At 60.1% G+C, this 18,628-nt stretch carries 11 protein-coding genes; 8 read left to right on the top strand and 3 right to left on the bottom strand.

The window, feature by feature from the left end:
- The first annotated feature begins 24 nt into the window (after positions 1-24).
- From AC24GY_RS05885 to AC24GY_RS05865, 5 genes are all read left to right on the top strand, one after another.
- Positions 25-246 carry a hypothetical protein gene (locus tag AC24GY_RS05885; protein ID WP_487681109.1) on the top strand — a complete coding sequence of 74 codons (222 nt, stop codon included), beginning with the start codon at positions 25-27 and terminating at the stop codon, positions 244-246.
- A gap of 106 nt (positions 247-352) precedes the next feature.
- Positions 353-1,081, top strand: coding sequence for a hypothetical protein (locus AC24GY_RS05880; RefSeq protein ID WP_487681107.1), 729 nt, complete (start codon positions 353-355; stop codon positions 1,079-1,081).
- Between the two features lie 244 nt (positions 1,082-1,325).
- Entirely contained in the window at positions 1,326-6,944 is a 5,619-nt protein-coding gene (locus AC24GY_RS05875) for an excinuclease ABC subunit UvrA (protein WP_487681105.1), read from the top strand.
- 360 nt (positions 6,945-7,304) lie between these two features.
- Entirely contained in the window at positions 7,305-8,021 is a 717-nt protein-coding gene (locus AC24GY_RS05870; RefSeq protein WP_422321464.1) for a YebC/PmpR family DNA-binding transcriptional regulator, read from the top strand.
- Positions 8,022-8,038: 17 nt separating this feature from the next.
- Positions 8,039-10,198, top strand: coding sequence for a hypothetical protein (locus AC24GY_RS05865; RefSeq protein ID WP_487681103.1), 2,160 nt, complete (start codon positions 8,039-8,041; stop codon positions 10,196-10,198).
- A gap of 98 nt (positions 10,199-10,296) precedes the next feature.
- Here the strand turns inward: AC24GY_RS05865 and AC24GY_RS05860 are convergent, their stop codons facing one another.
- The 3 genes from AC24GY_RS05860 to AC24GY_RS05850 all read right to left on the bottom strand — a co-directional run bounded on the left by AC24GY_RS05860 (position 10,297) and on the right by AC24GY_RS05850 (position 15,962).
- Entirely contained in the window at positions 10,297-12,393 is a 2,097-nt protein-coding gene (locus AC24GY_RS05860; protein WP_487681101.1) for a hypothetical protein, read from the bottom strand.
- A gap of 56 nt (positions 12,394-12,449) precedes the next feature.
- Positions 12,450-15,389, bottom strand: coding sequence for a PAS domain-containing protein (locus tag AC24GY_RS05855; protein ID WP_487681099.1), 2,940 nt, complete (start codon positions 15,387-15,389; stop codon positions 12,450-12,452).
- Positions 15,390-15,521: 132 nt separating this feature from the next.
- Complete coding sequence (locus tag AC24GY_RS05850; RefSeq protein ID WP_487681097.1) at positions 15,522-15,962, bottom strand: 23S rRNA (pseudouridine(1915)-N(3))-methyltransferase RlmH; 441 nt, start codon at positions 15,960-15,962, stop codon at positions 15,522-15,524.
- 224 nt (positions 15,963-16,186) lie between these two features.
- On the opposite strand from AC24GY_RS05850, the gene AC24GY_RS05845 reads away from it, so the two are divergent.
- The 3 genes from AC24GY_RS05845 (at position 16,187) to AC24GY_RS05835 (ending at position 18,626) form a co-directional block, all read left to right on the top strand.
- On the top strand, positions 16,187-16,879 hold the full coding sequence (locus tag AC24GY_RS05845; protein WP_487681095.1) for a hypothetical protein: 693 nt from the start codon (positions 16,187-16,189) through the stop codon (positions 16,877-16,879).
- 133 nt (positions 16,880-17,012) lie between these two features.
- Complete coding sequence (locus tag AC24GY_RS05840) at positions 17,013-17,816, top strand: MlaE family ABC transporter permease (protein ID WP_487681093.1); 804 nt, start codon at positions 17,013-17,015, stop codon at positions 17,814-17,816.
- Positions 17,817-17,819: 3 nt separating this feature from the next.
- Positions 17,820-18,626 carry an ABC transporter ATP-binding protein gene (locus AC24GY_RS05835; RefSeq protein ID WP_422321457.1) on the top strand — a complete coding sequence of 269 codons (807 nt, stop codon included), beginning with the start codon at positions 17,820-17,822 and terminating at the stop codon, positions 18,624-18,626.
- Positions 18,627-18,628 lie beyond the last annotated feature (2 nt).

Raw genomic sequence — 18,628 nt, 5'->3', positions numbered from 1 at the left:
TTGTCTCCCTCATATCCTCAGCCCATGCTTATTGAGCAACATCCCTCTCTTCATTCCTTGAGCATTGAAGACAAGATTCTGCTCGCAGAAGAGCTGTGTTTGGATGCGCTGCTCGATGTGCAGCGGAATCCGGCGCTCTTGGAACGAGTTCAGCAACGCCTTCACGAATACCGTGACGAGCCTGACAGCGGCATCTCCTGGGATGAACTCAAAGGAAAGATTCGCTCGCGCCAGAAGGTCGCATGAAAGGAGATTGTTTTGGCGGGCGGGAAATGCGGCACCAGGCTTTCTTTCGCAAGCGCCCTAAGCCTCGCATTGTCAAAAAATCCCTTTCTGGGTTGAAATGCCCCTCATGCGGCATCAAGCGGTGCAGTTAATGAACCGGCTTCGATTTATCCTATCTGCCTGCGCTTTTCTCGCTGGATGTAAAACAACTCCGGCGACTCAAACTATTCCAGCACCACCGGTCAATGACATGGGAGCCTCTTTTCGCGCCAACCAATTCTCGCAGGAATATGCCGCCCATAAAACCACCGGAAGAGCAAAGGGAGAAACCCTGCGTCCCAAGACTGTTCGCAATGGCATCCCCACGGAATTCTCCTTCATGAACCGCCCTGGAATCTGTCTGAAACTGTTTCTTGGGAAGCGATATTCTGTCAAACCGGGAAACATTACAGGCCCGAAGCGAACCACATCCAAATATAAGCTTCTCACCAAGGACGGACGCCTGCTCGCTGAGGCAGAAAGCATCTATGCAGAAGATGATTCCATTGAGAACGCCAGCATAAGGACACGGGTTTTTTATGATCCTGTCGATGGAGGCCTCTTGATTGAGGAAGAGTGGTTTGGAGTAACCCACCGATGCATTTTGATGACTCCGGTTTCAGGAAGTCCGAACATCAACGAAGAGCCTTCAAAGTGGCAGGCACGTTATCTATGTATTCCAGGATGGGAAGAAGACATGCAGGACCGGATGCAAGGCATTGAACGGAGCAAGCTGTACATCGATCATAATGGGATCTATGAATTTCCGTTCGAAGATCTTCCGACCTGCTCAATTTTGGAATACACAATAGGCTGAATGGCGATCAGGCCAAGCGCTGGTGGCGGACAAATGATGTGGCTATTTTGATGGAGATCTCGGTTTTCCAGAGGTCTGCGACCCCTGGCTACCTGCTGTGATCCCTTCGGGATCGAGACTGTGCCATCGTCGTCGCCGCTTTCCTTGACCTCCCGGGCTTGAAACACCACCTCCACGCGCTTTCTTTTCTTCATCATGAGCGCCCGGTTGCCAGTGAGGGGCGTATCGTTACTCTCGCGCCCCCATGTCTCGTGTTGCCAAAAAAACTGCCGCCCGGAAGTCTCTCAACGATGTCATTCGCATTCGTGGGGCGAGGCAGAACAATTTGAAGGGGATCGATCTCGATCTACCGCTGGGAAAGCTGAATGTGATCACGGGGCCGAGCGGGTCGGGGAAGTCGTCGCTGGCGTTTGATACGATCTACGCGGAAGGGCAGCGGCGGTATGTGGAGACGTTCTCTCCGTACACGCGGCAGTTCTTTGAGCGCATGGACAAGCCGAAGGTGGATTCCATCGAAGGGATTCCGCCGGCGATTGCGATCGAGCAGGTGAACAACATGCGCAGCACGCGCTCGACGGTGGGCACGATCACGGAGATCAATGACTACCTGAAGATGCTGTTCCCGCGGCTGGCGGAGGCGACATGCCCTTCGTGCCACCGGCCGGTGCGGCCGGAGTCACCGGAGAGCATTCTCAATGAACTGCTGAACGCGCATGCGGGGAAACAGGCGCTGATTCTGTTTCCGGTGCCAGTGCCGAAGAACACGGTGACGGAGGACTTTGCGGCGTTTCTGCAGGCGCAGGGTTTTCTGCGGGTGTGGCTGTATGGGAACGTGATTCGTCTGGATGAGGCGGACGCACTCAAGGGCCGCAAACTGCCGGCTCAGGTGATGGTGGTGCAAGACCGTGTGGTGCTGGAAGCGAAGCAGCGGGCGCGTGTGAGCGAGGCTCTGGAAGCAGCGCTGCGCTATGGCAAGGGGAAGGTGGCAGCGAGCATCGACGATGAGACACTGCATTTTTCCACGGACTGGTCCTGCGCGGACTGCGGCATCACGCTGCCGGCTCCGACGCCGGGGCTGTTCAGTTTTAACAGTCCGATAGGCGCGTGTCCGACCTGTCGTGGCTTTGGCCGCACGCTGGGGCTGGACATGGGCAAGGCGATCCCGGATGAGTCGCTGAGCATCAATCAGGGGCTGGTACGGCCGTTTCAGGGCAGCACGTATGGCGAATCGCAGCTCGACCTGGAAAAGGCGGCGCGGAAGCGCGGCGTGGACATTCACAAGCCGTTTGAGGATTACTCGGCGGAAGATCGCAAGTGGCTCATTGAAGGCACGCGGGATGATCCTGAAGACGCGTACAACCGTGGCGAGTGGTACGGCGTTCGCGGCTTTTTCAAATGGCAGGAGTCGCGCAGCTACAAGATGCATGTGCGGGTGTTTCTGAGCCGCTACCGCGCGTACACGGAGTGTGGCGACTGCGGCGGCGGGCGATTGAAAAAAGAGGCGTACAACTTCCGCATCGGCTCGCATACCATCGCGGATCTGTCGCGGCTGCCGGTGGATGAGCTGCACCCGCTGGTGCAGTCGTGGCCGATCAAGGCGAGTGATCATGTCGCGACGATGTTGCGCGGTGAAATCGCCAGCCGCATCAGCTACATGGATCGTGCAGGGCTGGGGTATCTGAATCTGGACCGTCAAACACGCACGCTGAGCGGCGGCGAGCTGCAGCGCGTGAATCTTACGACGTGTCTCGGAGCCTCGCTGGTGAACACGCTGTTTGTGCTGGATGAGCCGAGCATCGGCCTGCATCCGCGCGACATTGGACGTCTCATTGGTGTGATGGAAGGACTGCGCGACAAGGGCAACACGCTGCTGGTCGTGGAGCACGAAGAAGCGGTGATGCGCAGCGCGGACAACCTCATCGACATTGGGCCGGGTCGTGGCGAGAAGGGTGGCGAGCTGGTTTATAGCGGACCGCTCGAAAAGCTGGGGGCGAAGGTGAAATCGCTGACGGGAGACTATTTGTTTGGGAGGAAGAGTGTGCCCATTCCGGCGCAGCGACGTTCCATTTCAAATCCCAAGTCGACAGAGGCAGATGCGGCTCCGGTGAAGGCCAAAGGCGGCCGCAAAGGAGCGGCTGCGAACCAGAAGCCAGGAACTCTCTCCATTCGCGGTGCACGGCAAAACAACCTCAAGAAGCTGGACGTGGACATTCCGCTTGGGGTTTTCTGCTGCATCACCGGCGTGAGCGGTTCGGGGAAATCGACGCTGGTGCATGATGTGCTGTACCGGAACCTGCAGCGGCTGCGCGGCGAGGTGTGTGAGGAAGAGCCGGGGCGTGTGAGCAAGATCACGGGCTGGGAGCAACTGCATGAGGTGGTGATGGTGGATCAGTCACCACTGGCACGTACACCGCGCTCGACACCGGCGGTGTTTCTGGGGGCGTTTGATCACATCCGCACGCTTTTCTCCGAGACGGACGACGCGAAAGCGCAGGGCATCATGCCCGGCTTCTTCAGCTTCAATTCCGGCGAAGGGCGCTGCGAGCGCTGCGCGGGCAATGGCTTTGAAAAAATCGAGATGCAGTTCCTCAGCGATCTGTATGTCACCTGCCCCGAGTGCGAAGGGAAGCGCTACCAGCCGCCGGCACTGAAGATTCTGCTGCATGGGCAGAGCATTCATGATGTACTGGGCATGACGGCGGAGGCTGCGGTGGAGTGGTTCAGCAGCCCGCTGTTTGAGTCGTCGAAGAAGGCGAAGCAGATTGTGGCGCAGCTGCATCTTTTGAATGAGGCCGGACTTGGCTACTTGAAGCTGGGGCAGCCGCTGAACACGCTTTCGGGCGGCGAGGCACAGCGTCTGAAGCTGATCGGGCATTTGATCGAAAACCCTGCGGGCGCAGCGGCAGGCAGTCTGCTGCTGCTGGATGAACCGACAACGGGTCTGCACTTTGATGACATCGCGCTGCTGGTGAAGCTGCTCCAGCGGCTCGTTGAAGAGGGGCACAGTTTGCTCGTCATCGAACACAATCTGGAAGTGATCAAATGCGCCGACTGGGTCATTGATCTCGGACCGGAAGGCGGAGAGGCGGGCGGAGGCTTGGTGATCGCTGGAACTCCTGAAGAGGTGGCTGAATGTGCGGCTTCGCATACGGGGCGTTATCTGCATGAGCTGCTTTCAGGCTCGAAGGGGCAGGCTGCGAGCCGTGTGGCGGAGACTCCAAGGAGAGAGCTCTCGCTGCCGCAAGAAACCAGCAACACCATCAGCATTCGCGGTGCGCGTGAGCACAATCTGAAAAACATCTCGGTGGAGATTCCGCGGGATGAGTTTGTGGTGGTGACGGGACTGAGCGGTTCGGGCAAGTCGTCGCTGGCGTTTGATCTGATCTTTGCGGAAGGACAGCGGCGCTTTCTGGACAGCATGTCTGTGTATGCACGGACGTTTGTGGAGCAGATGGAGAAGCCGGAGGTGGATCTCATCACAGGTGTGCCGCCAACGGTGGCGATCGAGCAGCGCATCTCGCGCGGCGGCGGCAAATCGACCGTCGCGACCGTGACGGAGGTTTATCACTTTTTCCGCCTGCTGTTTGCCAAGCTGGGCACGCAGTACTGCCCGACGTGCAATGTGCCGGTGAAGAAGCAGAGCGTGCAGGCCATTTTGAAAACGGTGCAGCAGCATCTGCGCAGCGGTGGCGGGCATCTGCTGGCGCCGCTGATCAAGGCACGCAAAGGCTTCCACACGGACGTGGCGGAGCATGCAGGACGGCACGGCATCGAGACGCTGCTGGTCGACGGTGAGTTCCGCGACACGATGGGCTTCCAGAAACTGGAGCGTTTCAAGGAGCATACGATTGATGCGGTGATTGGCCGAGTGGCCAAGAGCGATGATGCCGAGAAGTTGCGGCCGCTGATCGAAGCGGCGCTGAAGATGGGCAAGGGCACGATCAAGCTCCGGCTGAATGACAAGACGATGCACGTGCTGAGCACGGAAATGAGCTGCCCTTCGTGCGGACTGTCATTTGAAGAACTGGACCCGCGTCTGTTCAGCTTCAACAGCCCGCATGGTTGGTGCAAGGACTGCCGTGGCTTTGGTCTCAAGGGCCATAAGACCGATCTGAGCGACCGGCAGACGGATGTCTCGGTGCTGGAGGCGGAGCTCGAAGAGGAGCGACGGTTTGAAAGCGCGGATGATGAGGGAGAGAAGCCGCGTGAGGTGTGCCCAAGCTGTCAGGGCAGCCGCATCAATGAGATCGGTCGTGCGGTGCAACTGCAGGGCACGAAGATCCAGCAGTTCGCCGGATTGACGGCGGGAGATGCGGGCAAACTGCTGGCGAAGTTTAAGTTTGAAGGCACGGAGGGCATCATCGCGCTCGACATCGTCAAGGAGATCGCGCAGCGCTTGAAGTTCATGCAGGAGGTGGGCCTGGGCTACCTCCAGCTGAATCGCAGCGCGGACACGCTCAGCGGTGGCGAGGCGCAGCGCATCCGCTTGTCGGCGCAGCTAGGCAGCAATCTGCGGGGCGTGCTGTATGTGCTGGATGAGCCGACCATTGGTCTGCATCCGCGCGACAACGAGAAGCTGCTCGACACGCTGATGGCGCTGCGGGACAAGGGCAACTCGCTGCTGGTTGTGGAGCACGATGATGAGACGATGAGGCGTGCGGACACGATCCTGGATCTCGGGCCGGGCGCGGGCAAATTTGGCGGTCAGATCGTGGCGCAGGGCACGATGGCGCAGATTTTGAAGAACAAGAACAGCGTCACGGGCGCGAGCCTGCGCACGCCGCTGAAGCATCCGGTGCGTGGCTCGCGCCGGGCACTGCCTGCACTGAAAGCGAAGGAGGGCTGGCTGCGCGTGACGGGCGCGACGGCGAACAATTTGAAGGACATTGATGTGTCCATCCCACTGGGGCGTCTGACCGTGCTGACGGGCGTGAGCGGCAGTGGCAAGAGCTCCTTCATGCATGGGGCGCTTTCGCCGGCGGTGCGCGAGAAGATCAGCAAGTCGAAGGCGAAGGTGGTGAAGGCCTGGAAGAGCATCAGCGGCTTTGAAAATCTGCAGACGGTGCACGAGGTGGATCAGTCGCCGATTGGCAAGACCAGCCGCTCGTGCCCGGCCACGTATGTGGGCATTCTGGATGACATCCGCGCGCTGTTTGCACAGGTGCCGCTGGCACGCACGCGCGGCTACACGGCGAGCCGCTTCTCCTTCAACACCGAAGGCGGCCGCTGCGAGACCTGCGGCGGCAATGGGGAGATCAAGGTGGAGATGGCCTTCCTGCCGACCACGCGCGTGCATTGCGAGGCCTGCAACGGCCTGCGCTTCAATTCATCCACGCTGGAGATCGAATACAACGGCAAGCACATCGGCGATGTGCTGCGCATGAGCATCACCGAGGCGGCGGAGTTCTTCGCGCCGGTGCAGAAGATCGCGCGTCCGCTCAAGCTGCTCGCTGACACGGGCCTGGGCTACCTGCAGCTCGGCCAACCCAGCCCCACGCTGAGCGGTGGCGAGGCACAGCGCATCAAACTCGTCACTGAGCTGCGCAGCGGCGATGGCCGTACAAACAAGGAGCGGCTCAAGGGCATCACCGTGGCCGGAAAGCGGAATCTCTACCTCATCGAGGAGCCGACCATCGGGCTGCACATGCAGGACGTGGCGCGTTTGATTGATGTGCTGCACCGCCTGGTGGATGAAGGACACACGGTGGTGGTCATCGAGCATCATCCGGATGTGTATGCCGAGGCGGATTATCTCATCGACATCGGGCCGGAAGCTGGGCCCGAAGGTGGGAAGCTTGTCGCGGCGGGAACGCCGGAGCAGGTGAAGAAGTGCAAGGGAAGCGAGACGGCGCGGTTTTTGTGATGACTTGTGCACGGTAAGAATCATACAGCCGCGAGAGCGTTTTGGAGTGCTCCAGCCCTCTGGAGCTTTTCGCGAGCCAGAGGACGTTCGAAAGCGCCGGAGGTCCGGCGCACTCCAGGACGCTGTCGCGTTGGATGACGCTGCGCCTTGCTAAGCGGCATTCAACGCCCAGTCGATGTCGTTAAGCTGCTGCTTCTCGATCAGCTCCTGTTCGGCGGAGAGCGCCTCGGGTAGTTCCAGAGTCAGCGTGGTCATGACATAGATTATGCCCACTAGGATGCATTCGCAAGGTCGTGCTCCTTGCATTCCCACGGCTCCCACCTTTGATTACGGTCTAACTTTGAACTGAAAGACAACATCATGGGCGCACAATGGAAACAGAAATGGCGGGAAATGGCCGCAGACCAGAAGGGGAAGATCACGGGCAAGCTGGTGCGTGAAATCCAGGTGGCGGCGAAGCTGGGCGGGCCGCACCCGGAGTACAATGCCCGACTGGCGGCGGCGGTGGCGGTCGCGAAGAAGCAAAGTGTGACGCGGGAAACGATCGAACGTGCGATCGCGAAGGGCTCGGGCACCGGGCCGGATGCTGTGCAGTATGAAACGACGACGTATGAGGGCTTCACGCCGCACCGGGTGCCGGTGATCGTGGAATGCCTGACGGACAACAACAACCGCACGGCCTCGGACATCAAGGTGCTGTTCCGTGCAGGCACCATGAGCAAGGTGATGTGGATGTTTGACCATGTGGGCCTGATCGAGGCGCACCATGCGGACAAGTCGCTGGACATCGAGGAGGCTGCGCTGAATGCCGAAGCGGAGAATGTGGAGCCGATGGAGGTCGAGGATGAAGAAGCGGCAGGCCACATCGGCGCGCGCTTTTTCACGCAGACGACGACGCTGGACGCGGTGACGAAGGCGCTGAAGGCGGCGGGCTGGGTGGTGACGACCTCTGAAATGAGCTACGTACCGAAAGAGTACCCGGAGCTGACGGATGAGCAGCGCGAAGAAGTGACGAATTTCCTGCAAACATTGGATGGACATGATGATGTGCACCGGGTGTATGCGGCGCTGAAATGACGCATGACAAAAACAAAATGACGAAGCCGTGCCAAAGCCCGAATGCCACCGGGGTGAGGCATCGACTCGTGGGGCGCGGCTTTCGAATTTCGTCCTTCCTGCTCCTTCCCGTGATGCTGCTCTTGTGCGGCTGCGGGAAGAAAAAGGCCGCTGCGAAGCCCAAGACCGAAGCTCCGGTGGTGGTGATGCCCACGCTGCTGACGGAGGCTGACCGGCTGGGGCTGGCAGGCCGCGTGCCGGTGGATGTGGAGTTTTGCGTGAGCAGCGTGCAGTTGAAGAAACATGTGGAGGCGCTTAAGGCCTCGCGCTGGTGGGGGCAGATGATGGCGTTTTTGGAAGACAAGGCGCCGACTCCTGACAAGACGAACAGCGTGACAGTGGATGAGGCGTTTATTGCTTTTGGCAAAGACAGCGTGAAGAGCCTGGTGCTGCTGCGGCAGTTGAACGACCTCTACAACGAGACGGCGTATCGCGGCATGATGAGCGGCGGGATGCTGGCGGGTCTGGGGACGAGTTTTGATGCGAAGAAGCTGATGGAGGCCGCGCTGCGCGACCCCGATGTACTGGAGGCGCTGATCTTGCTGCTGGAGCGCTTTGAAATGCCGCCGGTGATGATCGGCGTGGCATCGCCGGAGCCGGAGCAGGTGCTGAAACGGATGAGCGACATGCTGCATCTGGCAGACTGGCTGGGAGATGCGCCGCAGTCGCGCATCGTGACGGCGCAGGGGGAGAAGATCACGGTGAATGAGATCGCGATGGACCAGGTGCTGACGACGGAGCGGCGGCGGCAGTGGCTGGAGTTGCTGGCGCAGGCCGTGCCGGGGATCACGCCGGAAATGAAGGACCGGATGGCGCGTGGCCTGGAGGTGCTGGCACGCAAGAAGTGGGTGCTGGCACTGGGCCTGGGCACTCAGCGTGCGTATGTGGCGGTGGGGAAATCGAAGGATCAAATCCGACTGGCCAACTCGGTGGAAGAATCGCTGCTGGCGCGGCCGGAGCTGCGCACGCTGGATGCGAATGCGCTCAAGGGCCTGGGTCTGATCACGTGCTGGGACGGCGTGTTCTTGGACGTGCTGCAATCGGACCACCCGTTTCAGCCCATCGTGCGGGGAGTGATGGCGGGCTTGCAGCGGGAGAAGATTTTTTCAGGCGTGGCGCGCGCCCTGGAGCCGCAGGTGATCGAGCTGGCGGCGGCGGAGCGCGCTTATTACCGCAACGAGCACACAAACGGCGCGGCCGTGGCATGGTGGGACGGCGGGCTACAGATGGAAATGGCCGGCGGGACCTCGGCAGCGGAAACCGCAGAGCTGGCGAAGGCATCGCAGTTCTCGGCGTTGCTGGATGAACCGGAGCTGGTGTTTGGCGTGAGCGGGCAGGGGTCGGACGCTGGAACGGGGAGAGCTTATTTTGAAGCGTGGATGCGTGCGTTGCATGCGACGGCGCATGAACTGGTCAAGGCGGGTGTGGGCGGGGAGCAGTCTGCGCAAATGTTCAAGCTGGCGGATCTCGCGGTGCTGCCAAGCGTCATCGCCGTGTATGATGGGACTAAGACGATCTGGCAGAAGGCGCTGAGCGGAGACGGGGCTTTCATCCTCGACATCGGCGGGAAGATGCCGCTGCTGCCGGGCCTGCCACCGGGAGGTGAAGCGGTGCCGGTGCCACGCTTTGCCAGTGTGCATGAGATCAAGAACCGCCCGTTGATCGGGGTGTCGTGGGATAACATGGAGACGGCGCTGCAGACGTTGCTGAAAAACGTGCCTTCACCGCAACCGATCGAGCTGCCGAAAGTGGTGGTGAAGCGGAGTGGTGAGCTGACGAGCTACAGCTATGAGCTGCCGTTTGATTCGAGAGAGCTGGGGCCGTGTGCGTCGCTGAATGATCGACTCTTCATGCTTGGCACATCACGTGTGCAGCAGAGTCATTTGGCCGAAGTACTCAAGCAGCCGAACGCGAGTCCTGCCAAGGGAATGCGGGTGAAGCTGAGCATCACCAAGCTGCGGGAGTTTCTGAAGGCGTTTGCGACGGTGCGGGCGCAGAGCGGAGGCGCAGGGGAATTGAAGGCGGCATTGAAATGGCTGGAGCCTTTTGAGGAGCTGGACCTGCGGCGGTGGAGCGAAGATGGAGTGAGCAAGGGACGCATGTCGTGGAAGATGCACGATGTGCTGAGCTATGACTGAGGCAAGGCTGCTGGCACGACCTGCGAAAACGGCAGCTGCGTTCGTTCCTCACTCCGCAACCGCAGTCCAAATGGGAGCATCCCAGCTAGATGCGGAAATCACTTCGAGGACGAAGTCACCGGCGCTGGCTCGGGCTGAGGACGCCAGGTGAGCATTCCTTTTTCATTCATGACATAAAGGACGGGGATGGGCTTGCCTTGCGGGCCGTCAGGCAGGAGCCGGCCTTCGGCGTCGAAGTTGGCGATGCGGGAGTCGGCGTAGCGGATCCAGCCTTTGAGTGCGCCGGAGTCGGGATCGTAGCGATAGACATCGCGCCACTGCTTGAGTGTGGTGAGGCGCGGGCTGACGTAGGCGGGTGCGGTGGAACGGTCGAGAACGTCGGGGAAGAGCACCTGGCTGAGGAGGGTGAGGTTCAGGCCACGCAGCATGTAGCGCTCGCCGAGAGAAAGCTTTTCCGGCGGGGACATGGTGTCGATCTGCCCGGAGGCCTGCTCGACGAGAACGCCCTGCATGATGAGGCGGTGAAGCTCTGCGCGGACATCGGCGACAGCGGTGGCTTTGGGCGAAGCGGCTGCGAGTGCATCGAGCTCGCGCTGGGAGCCGAGGTAGAAGGGATGAAAGGCGGCGATGGCGTTGAGCACTTTGTCGATGGTGGCGCGCAAGGTGAGATCGGATTTTTCCGCGACTTTTTTCTTCAAGGCGGAGCTGATGGACTCGCCGAGTTTTGCACGCAGCTGGGCGGCCTCGTCTTTGCGTTTGTCGGCGTTTTCGATGGCGGTGAAGGCATCGAGCAGGGGTTTGAGCACGACGTAATGCTGCTGCAGACCGCTGCGTTCATCGGGCGTGAGAATTTGATCAAGCAGGCGGCTGCGGAGGTTGGTGTCCTTCATGCTGAAGGCGAGCAGGATCTTCACCCAGCGGGGGTCGGTTTCCGTGACGGGCAGACCGAAGTCTGGATTGTGAGTTTGGTAGTGGATTTCAGAGACACGGCCCTTCTCATCGTAGAAGTGCATCTCGTTGGGCAGCATGTAGAAGCTGATGATGGCGGGGGCGCTGATGCTGGAGCCGTTGTCGGCGAAGATGCCGATGTCGATACGATGGCTGCGGATGCCGGTGGCGGTGATCACGGGCGGCTCCCAGCGGATGCGGAGGCGCATCACATCGCCGCCGGGTTCGGACTCGATGTGGACGAAGCGCGGATCTCCCTGCAACACGACGGCGCGCATTTGCAGCGGGGCTTTGAAGAGGTTCATGGTTTTATCAAAACCGATGAGCATGCCGTGCTCGGCTTCATTGCCACGCAGGATGCGGGCGATGGATACAGGGGTGTCGGAGAGCTTCCAGGGATGAGGATTTGCGAGCTCGAAGAAGTTCTTGCCGGGCTCGATCTTGGTTTCCTCGATGACACGCATCAGCACGAGCGGCGGGATTTTCGCCAGCGTCATTTCATGGGCGATGCGCACCATTTTTTCCTCATCGATCTGCATGCCGTCGAAGACAGGCGGATGGGCTTTGCCGGTGAAGTAGTCCTCAGGTGTCTGCACCGCCGTGTTCGAGCGGCGAAAGATGGACTGCAGCGTGGGCATGAGCAGACGCTTTTCGATGAGGAGCTTCTGCGTGTCCGGCGGAAAGGCGGCGGTGGCGGAGAGCAGGGCCTTGAGGAAGGGCTGATCGGTGAAGGAGGAGCCCTGGGAGATGAGCAGGCAGGGGGTGTTCAGCGGCAGGAGATCGCCATAGCCACCGCCACCTTGTCCATTGGCACCAATGTCGTAGTCCTGGTGTTCAGGATAGATGAAGAGGTTGTTGGAGAGGTACTGCTTGGCGAGGAAAAGATTGCCCCCGGGGTCCATCGTGATGATCCGCGGCAGGCAACCCATCTGCGTGGCGCCGGAGGCCATGGAGCAGTTGCCCAAAGTCGGCTGGGGGCGGATCATTGTCGCGGCACCTTTTTCATTCTCGGCCCCTTTGTACACCTGCAGCTGCGGATACTGCGCGGTGTTCAGGGGCGAATGCTGGCCGTCGCGATTCTCGTACGTGATGGCCTGGAGCCCCGCCGCTGTGCCTTTGGCAAACCAGTCATTGAGCAGTTCGGCGACTTTGTCCGTGCGAGTGGTGACGGGCTGCGCGAGGACATCCGAAAGACCAAGCGTTAAAAACGCCAGGAGGCACAGGCAGGCCGTGGGTGGGATCAGCACACCGCATTGTCACGACAGCGCCGCTATTGGCAAAAGGAATATGCTACGCCGAAGGTTTAACCTTCGGGCGTTGCCAGCGGGAAACGCAGCTTGATCTCGGTGCCTTGGTCGGGATTGCCCCGGACAAAGAGCTGGCCGCGCATTTGATCGGCGAAGACCGCGAGGATTTTGAGGCCAAGGCCGCCGCCTTCACCGGGATGGAAGTCGGAGGGCAGGCCCACGCCATCGTCACTGATGACGAGTTCGCCGCTGCCCTGGGTGTAGGTCAGCGTGGCGGTGATCAAGCCCTTGCGGCCATGCGGATAGGCATGCTCAAAGCAGTTCGAAAGCGCCTCATTGAGCGTGAGCGCGAGCGGCATGAGCCACTCCTGCTCTATGGGGCCTTCCTGCACTTCCAGATGCACCTTGATCTGGTCCGCCTTCACCTCATAACATTCACGCAGATGCGCGACGAGATCGCGCGAAAAATCGCTGAAGGTGTCACCCTTTCCAAGAGCGACCTGATACAAGTGCTGGTGCAGTGCGGCGATGGCACGCACGCGGTTCTGGCTGGAGCGCAGGGCATTGCGGGCATCCTGATCGCTCACCCCATTGATCTGCATGTTCAGCAGGCTGGAGATGATCTGGAGATGGTTCTTGATGCGATGATGCGTCTCGGTGAGCAGGAGCTTTTCGCGCTCGAGGTCAACCACCGGCCAGCGCTGGCTGGAAGGCGACACCACTTGGAAAGCCAGCGGGATGGCGGCTTTCAGGATCGCGGCAGGCAGCGGAGGAACGGCTGAATTTTCGACTTCGGCCGTGAAGTGGGCGCTGAGTTCAACCCCGCCCTCCTCAAGCACACGCACGCTGGTTTCCACTTCCCCGCGTTTGCCATTCCCGCCGAAAAACGGACGCTGAACGATGCTCTGAGGATGGGCTGCCTGTGCGGCGAGATCTGCAAAAAAACCGGTGGCGTCTGAAGGGCGGAAAAACTGATGCAGCGGTCGGCCAATGGCGGCGGCGGCCTCGAGACTGAACAACTGCTGGGCATGCACCGACCAGGTGCGCACACGGCCATTCGCATCCGTGGTGAGCAGGATGACGCTGGCCGGCCGGGAAGCTGCGGCAGGTGCCTGGGAAAAGGGTGCGGCGGAAAACGCTGGCTCTGCCAGGGGGGGGGCCACGGCTTCATGGACCTCCTGCAGGTAATGGATGGTGCAATGGGTTTCCCCCTGCGCATCTGGAACGGCCGCAAGGTGCAGGATGGCGTGCGAGAAAGAACCATCGATGCGCTTGATGCGAACTCCCAGCGCCTCCGCCTGACGTCCGCTGTTTTGCAGGGAGCGCAGAGCATCACGCCGCGCGGTGGCGCTGTCAGGATCCAGCCAGGCATCCAGCGGATAGCGCCGCAGCTCGGACTTGGCCTTGCCGAGAAGTTCTTCGGCATGCTGGTTGACCTCGAAGATAACGCCGGCCTTGTCCGTCATCACGATGGCGATGGGACTGCCCTGCATGAGCGTGCGGAGCTTGGCCTCCATGCTGCGGAGCTGCTCTTCATGACGGGTGTGCTCGGTGGCGTCCTGAATGCTGACGAGCAGTCCCCCGCCGGGCAGGGCAATGGGATGAAACTCGAGTTCTTTGAGCAGGCCGTCCGCCGTGGCCAGAGACACGGTGCGCGTCAACTGACGCCGCCAGACGCTTTCACGCCAGGCGAGCACGACCTGCGCGCGATGCTCCTCGGTGGAGCACGCGTGAGCCAGCCAGCTTTCGACGGTTTGATCCGCTTCGAGCGGACGCCCCAGCAGTTTGGCCAGACCTTCGTTCTGATACACTGGCATGCCGCGTTCATCCAAAACGAAGACTCCGCAGGGAATGCCTTCAAGATAGCTGCGCAGGCGGGACTCACGCCTGCCGAAGGCCTGCTGCGCTTCGGCGAGAGTGCGCAACTCCTGCCTTGCACGCGAAAGCTCGTTTTCCAAACGCTGCTGTGCGGCATCATCCACCGGCGCTGCCGCAGGAAGGGGAGGGGGAAGCACCATGGGCGCAGGAGGAGCCATGGGCGGAATGAAGCGAGGCACGATTTCCGCAGCTGGCGGAGCTGGAAAGCCCATCACCATGACCTGGCGTGGGGAATCATCCGCCCCTTTTCGTGCCAGAGCTGAAACCAGCCAGCGGGAAGGGACGGAAGGATCCGGGGAGGAATCCTTGTGCGTGGTGATATAAACCGGAACCGGTGAGTGAGCCAGCGCCACGCGGGTGAGTGCATCGAGCGTCTGCTGACGCAGGGCGCTGTAGTCCCGGCCTTCACCGAACACTTCCCAAAAGCAGGTGGTGCCCTCTTGGATGCCTTTGTCCAAGGTCAGATGCGCAGCGGCGACGTTGGCGCGCAGGATCGCTCCGTCCAGATTGAGGATCAGCATCGGAATGGAGCAGTCCAGCGGATCGGGCGTTTTCGCCACTGGCTGGGAGCTGTCTTGATCCTCCGAGGCAGGAGCTGATTTGACAGCATCCTCCCCTGTAGGTTGTGGCGAGCTGAATTTCTCGCAGGTGACCATCAGGCCGCCGACAGCGGCGTCACGCTTCTTGCGCCAGGGCCGCACTTCCCAGCGGTAGACCAGATGCTGGCCATCAGGTCCGCTGAGTGAATCATGCTCGCTGCGGACGATGTGCCCCTGCAGGGCACGTTCATAGACCTGTCTCCAGCCTGGGTGCAGGCCGGGAAAAATTTCATACTGGCTCTTACCCACCAGCGGCTGCACCTGCTGCAGGCCGAATTCCGTGATCCACTGGCGGTTGGCCAGCATGTAGCGCATGCCACGATCAAACATGGCCATGGCCACCGGGGCGTTTTCCACCAGGACACCCAGCACCAGCTCCATGTCCTCCGATTCGTGTTTGGGGGCTTCTGGGCCGCCCTGAACTCCAGTGCGCGGGTCCTGGGCCTCGTCACGCGCCTTCTCCAGAGGCGCGGACTGCGCCTTGGGGTGAATGACGTTTCTAAGGACCGAGGATGACATGTCGCGATTAGTTGAGAAAATTTGAAATTTAGGTTCTCCCAAGTTATCAGCAAGGCGAAAGTGCGAAGATTTGCGTCTCAGTTCAGCAATAAACGCGCCGGGAGGCAAGTTTGATCCTTAAGCCTGCTGAAATCATTCCCGGTGGTAGGGTTCCCCGCGAATAATAGTATAAGCACGATAGATCTGCTCCATCAGCATCACCCAGGCAATATCATGCTGCATGGTGAGGGTGGAAAGGGACCAGGCCATTTTGGCCTTGGCACGAAACTGCGGGGAGTGACCGTCCGCCCCCCCGATCACGAGGCAGATGCGTTTGCGGCCGGAAACCTCTTCGTTTTCGATCCATTTCGCCATCTCTACGCTGCGCAATTGCCTCCCGCGTTCGTCCAGCAGAATGCAAAGATCACCGGCACAAGCGGCCTCGATCTGCTTCTCCACCCGCTCCAGCGGAGCTTCTTTAATCACCACATGCTCGAAATGGCTGTAGTGCTGTAGTCTCTTCCAATAGAGATCCACAGCCTCTTTAACCCACGGGTGACCGGGCTTTCCAACAGTGATGATGCGCCATTGCATGAGGTCAAAAGCGCACATCTCAGCGAGATATACAAGGCAGGCATGATATTATTGTTATTTTAATAAAGATGGATTTTGTTGCGCAGCATTACCATCCTTGTTGTTGCATAATTTAAAAAGATCGTTAAAATGAGAATGCCACTTTAAAATTAACCGTCGCCACGCCTATGTCCAAAGCACCTCATTCCCCGGTTCATCTCGTCGCAACAAGTGTTGTGACGCTCATGCTGGCATCCTGTGCCGTTCCTCCCCGTGAGGCATGGCAGGCGATCCAGAGTCGTGGGCTCATCACCTACTACATGGGACACGAAAGTCGTCCGCTTGGAGCCACCAATGGATCACCGACGCTGGCAAAAAGCACGACGCCAGTGCAGACGCCCAGCCCGATCGTGGGTCCTGATCGTCCCGCGACACCACCTCCTGCGATGCTGAATGCATCCACGATGCCTGTGGCGCAGGCAGTGCCAGACCTCCCCGGCTATGTTCGCACTCCCTTCACCAATCCACCACGCCTAGTGGATGTGCGCGGAATGTCTGCTGGCTCCAAAGTGGTGTGCCCTTACACGCAGCGTCCCTTCCTGGTTCCGGGCAGCGTGACCGCCGCCCCATCCAACGTCGCGGCGAATCGTCCAAAGACACCTGCAGCGCCCGAGCGCCCACGCACCACACCTGTGGCACCTAACAGCAACGTGGCCGCCATGACCACGACAGCGCCCTCCGCCCCATCGGTGGCACCGACAACTCCCGCCGCCCCAGTGGCCGAGCTGCCTTACGGTTCCCCTATCGCCGGACGCCCTGGCTTCGTGAACAGCCCGTTTGCCGCCAAGCATCAGCTGGTGGATGTGACCGGCCTTCCCGTGGGCATGGAAGTCAAGTGCCCCTACACCGGCAAGCTCTTCCGCGTGCCGCCGCAGTAGCATTCGCTGCTACAAGCAGTCGTTCAATACCTTTGCCCCGTCTGGATCGTCTCCAGACGGGGCTTTTCATTTTCGTCTCCAAGGATCTCGGTTAATTTGCCTTCATGCCACAACATGCGATGATGAAAGCGTAATGGATTTACCTTCAGGCCTGCTGGTCTTACCGGGCCGCACCTTCCTACATTTTCTAGTCTATCTCGGACAGCTCGCAGACTTGATGCGCGAGTTGACGATTGCTGTTCGTTCGGGCGTGTGGCGGCTCAAGCTGGTGGCGCAGCAGATCGTGGCCATCGGCTATGGCTCACAGGCGGTGGTGATTGTGACCGGTGCCTTCACCGGTGCGGTGTTCACCTTTCAAAGTTACGCCAAGTTCAAGGACTTCGGCTTTGAAACCACCGTGGGCGCCGTGGTTTCCGTGGCGCTCTGCCGTGAGCTGGGGCCGGTGCTGGCCGGGCTGATGGTGGCAGGCCGCGTAGGCGCTGCCATGGCGGCTGACATTGGCACCATGAAAGTCACCGAACAGGTGGACGCCCTGCGCGTGATGGGCGTGCATCCGGTCGATTTCCTCGTCCTGCCACGTTTCCTGGCGATGATGATCTCCATGCCCTTCCTGGTGGCAGAAAGCATTTCCTTCGGCCTGTTCGCCTCCTACCTGGTGACGAGCTTCGGCTATGACATGCCCTCCGCATGGTACCTCACTCACATGCTCGATCACACGAACATGGAGGATCTCAGCATCGGCATGATCAAAGGCTTCGTGTTTGGCATGCTGATCACTTTGATTTCATGCCATCAGGGATTGTCCGCTGAAAACGGCGCAGTCGGCGTCGGTCTGGGAACCACCCGTGCGGTGGTCATCTCCTCGCTCGTGCTGCTCATCGTCAATTTCTTCCTCTCCATCCTGCTCAACTACGTCTTCCCCATCGGCACTGTCTAAGTCATGGCTGAACCAACCACCGGCACGACTCCAGCCTCCGCCCCTGCCTCTGACAACGGCAGCCCGCATGCTTTCATTGAGTTGAAAAACGTCTGCAAACGCTTTGGCAGCCAGCAGGTGCTGCTGAACATCAACCTCACGCTCAAGCATGGTGAGACGCTTTGCATCATCGGCCCCAGCGGTGAGGGCAAGACGGTGACTCTGAAACACATCATCGGCCTGATCAAACCGGACAGCGGGGAGATCTACGTGGATGGCGTTCATGTGAACCGTTTGAAGGAACGTGAGATGGCCCCCATCCGGAAGAAGGTGAGCATGCTCTTCCAGGGCGCCGCCCTCTTCGACAATCTCACGGTCGAGCAAAACGTGGCCTTCCCGCTTCTGGAGCACGGTGTGCGCGACCGGGCGGAAATCGACCGCCGCGTGCGTGAAGCCCTGCAGGCCGTGGATCTGGACGAGCACCGGCATAAATTCCCGACCGCTCTTTCCGGGGGCATGCGCAAACGCACGGGCATCGCGCGTGCGATCATCGACCACAGCGAGTGCATCCTGTATGACGAGCCCAACTCCGGTCTCGATCCCATCGGCGCCGACGTCATCGACCAGATGATTTTGCGCATGCAGCGCCGCTACAAAATCACGTCCATCATCGTCACCCACGACATGCGCAGCGTCTTCAAGATCGCCGACCGTGTGGCCATGCTCTACCGTGGCCAGATCCGTTTTCTGGGAACTCCCACGGAACTGCGTGCGTCCACCGATCAAGTCGTGCAGGACTTTATCAACGGCCATTCCGACATCACCGGTTGAAC

The organism is Prosthecobacter sp. Pr1 (genome assembly GCF_057652315.1).
Note: the sequence above shows the minus strand (reverse complement) of the source record. Positions and strands in the feature narration are given on the sequence as shown.

What these genes read in the sequence shown, in the direction of transcription:
- AC24GY_RS05885 (WP_487681109.1), top strand. Translation starts at nt 25, where the DNA reads ATGCTTATTGAGCAACATCCCTCTCTTCATTCCTTGAGCATTGAAGAC.
- AC24GY_RS05880 (WP_487681107.1), top strand. Translation starts at nt 353, where the DNA reads ATGCGGCATCAAGCGGTGCAGTTAATGAACCGGCTTCGATTTATCCTA.
- AC24GY_RS05875 (WP_487681105.1), top strand. Translation starts at nt 1,326, where the DNA reads ATGTCTCGTGTTGCCAAAAAAACTGCCGCCCGGAAGTCTCTCAACGAT.
- AC24GY_RS05870 (WP_422321464.1), top strand. Translation starts at nt 7,305, where the DNA reads ATGGGCGCACAATGGAAACAGAAATGGCGGGAAATGGCCGCAGACCAG.
- AC24GY_RS05865 (WP_487681103.1), top strand. Translation starts at nt 8,039, where the DNA reads ATGACGAAGCCGTGCCAAAGCCCGAATGCCACCGGGGTGAGGCATCGA.
- AC24GY_RS05855 (WP_487681099.1), bottom strand. Translation starts at nt 15,389, where the DNA reads ATGTCATCCTCGGTCCTTAGAAACGTCATTCACCCCAAGGCGCAGTCC.
- AC24GY_RS05850 (WP_487681097.1), bottom strand. Translation starts at nt 15,962, where the DNA reads ATGCAATGGCGCATCATCACTGTTGGAAAGCCCGGTCACCCGTGGGTT.
- AC24GY_RS05845 (WP_487681095.1), top strand. Translation starts at nt 16,187, where the DNA reads ATGCTGGCATCCTGTGCCGTTCCTCCCCGTGAGGCATGGCAGGCGATC.
- AC24GY_RS05840 (WP_487681093.1), top strand. Translation starts at nt 17,013, where the DNA reads ATGGATTTACCTTCAGGCCTGCTGGTCTTACCGGGCCGCACCTTCCTA.
- AC24GY_RS05835 (WP_422321457.1), top strand. Translation starts at nt 17,820, where the DNA reads ATGGCTGAACCAACCACCGGCACGACTCCAGCCTCCGCCCCTGCCTCT.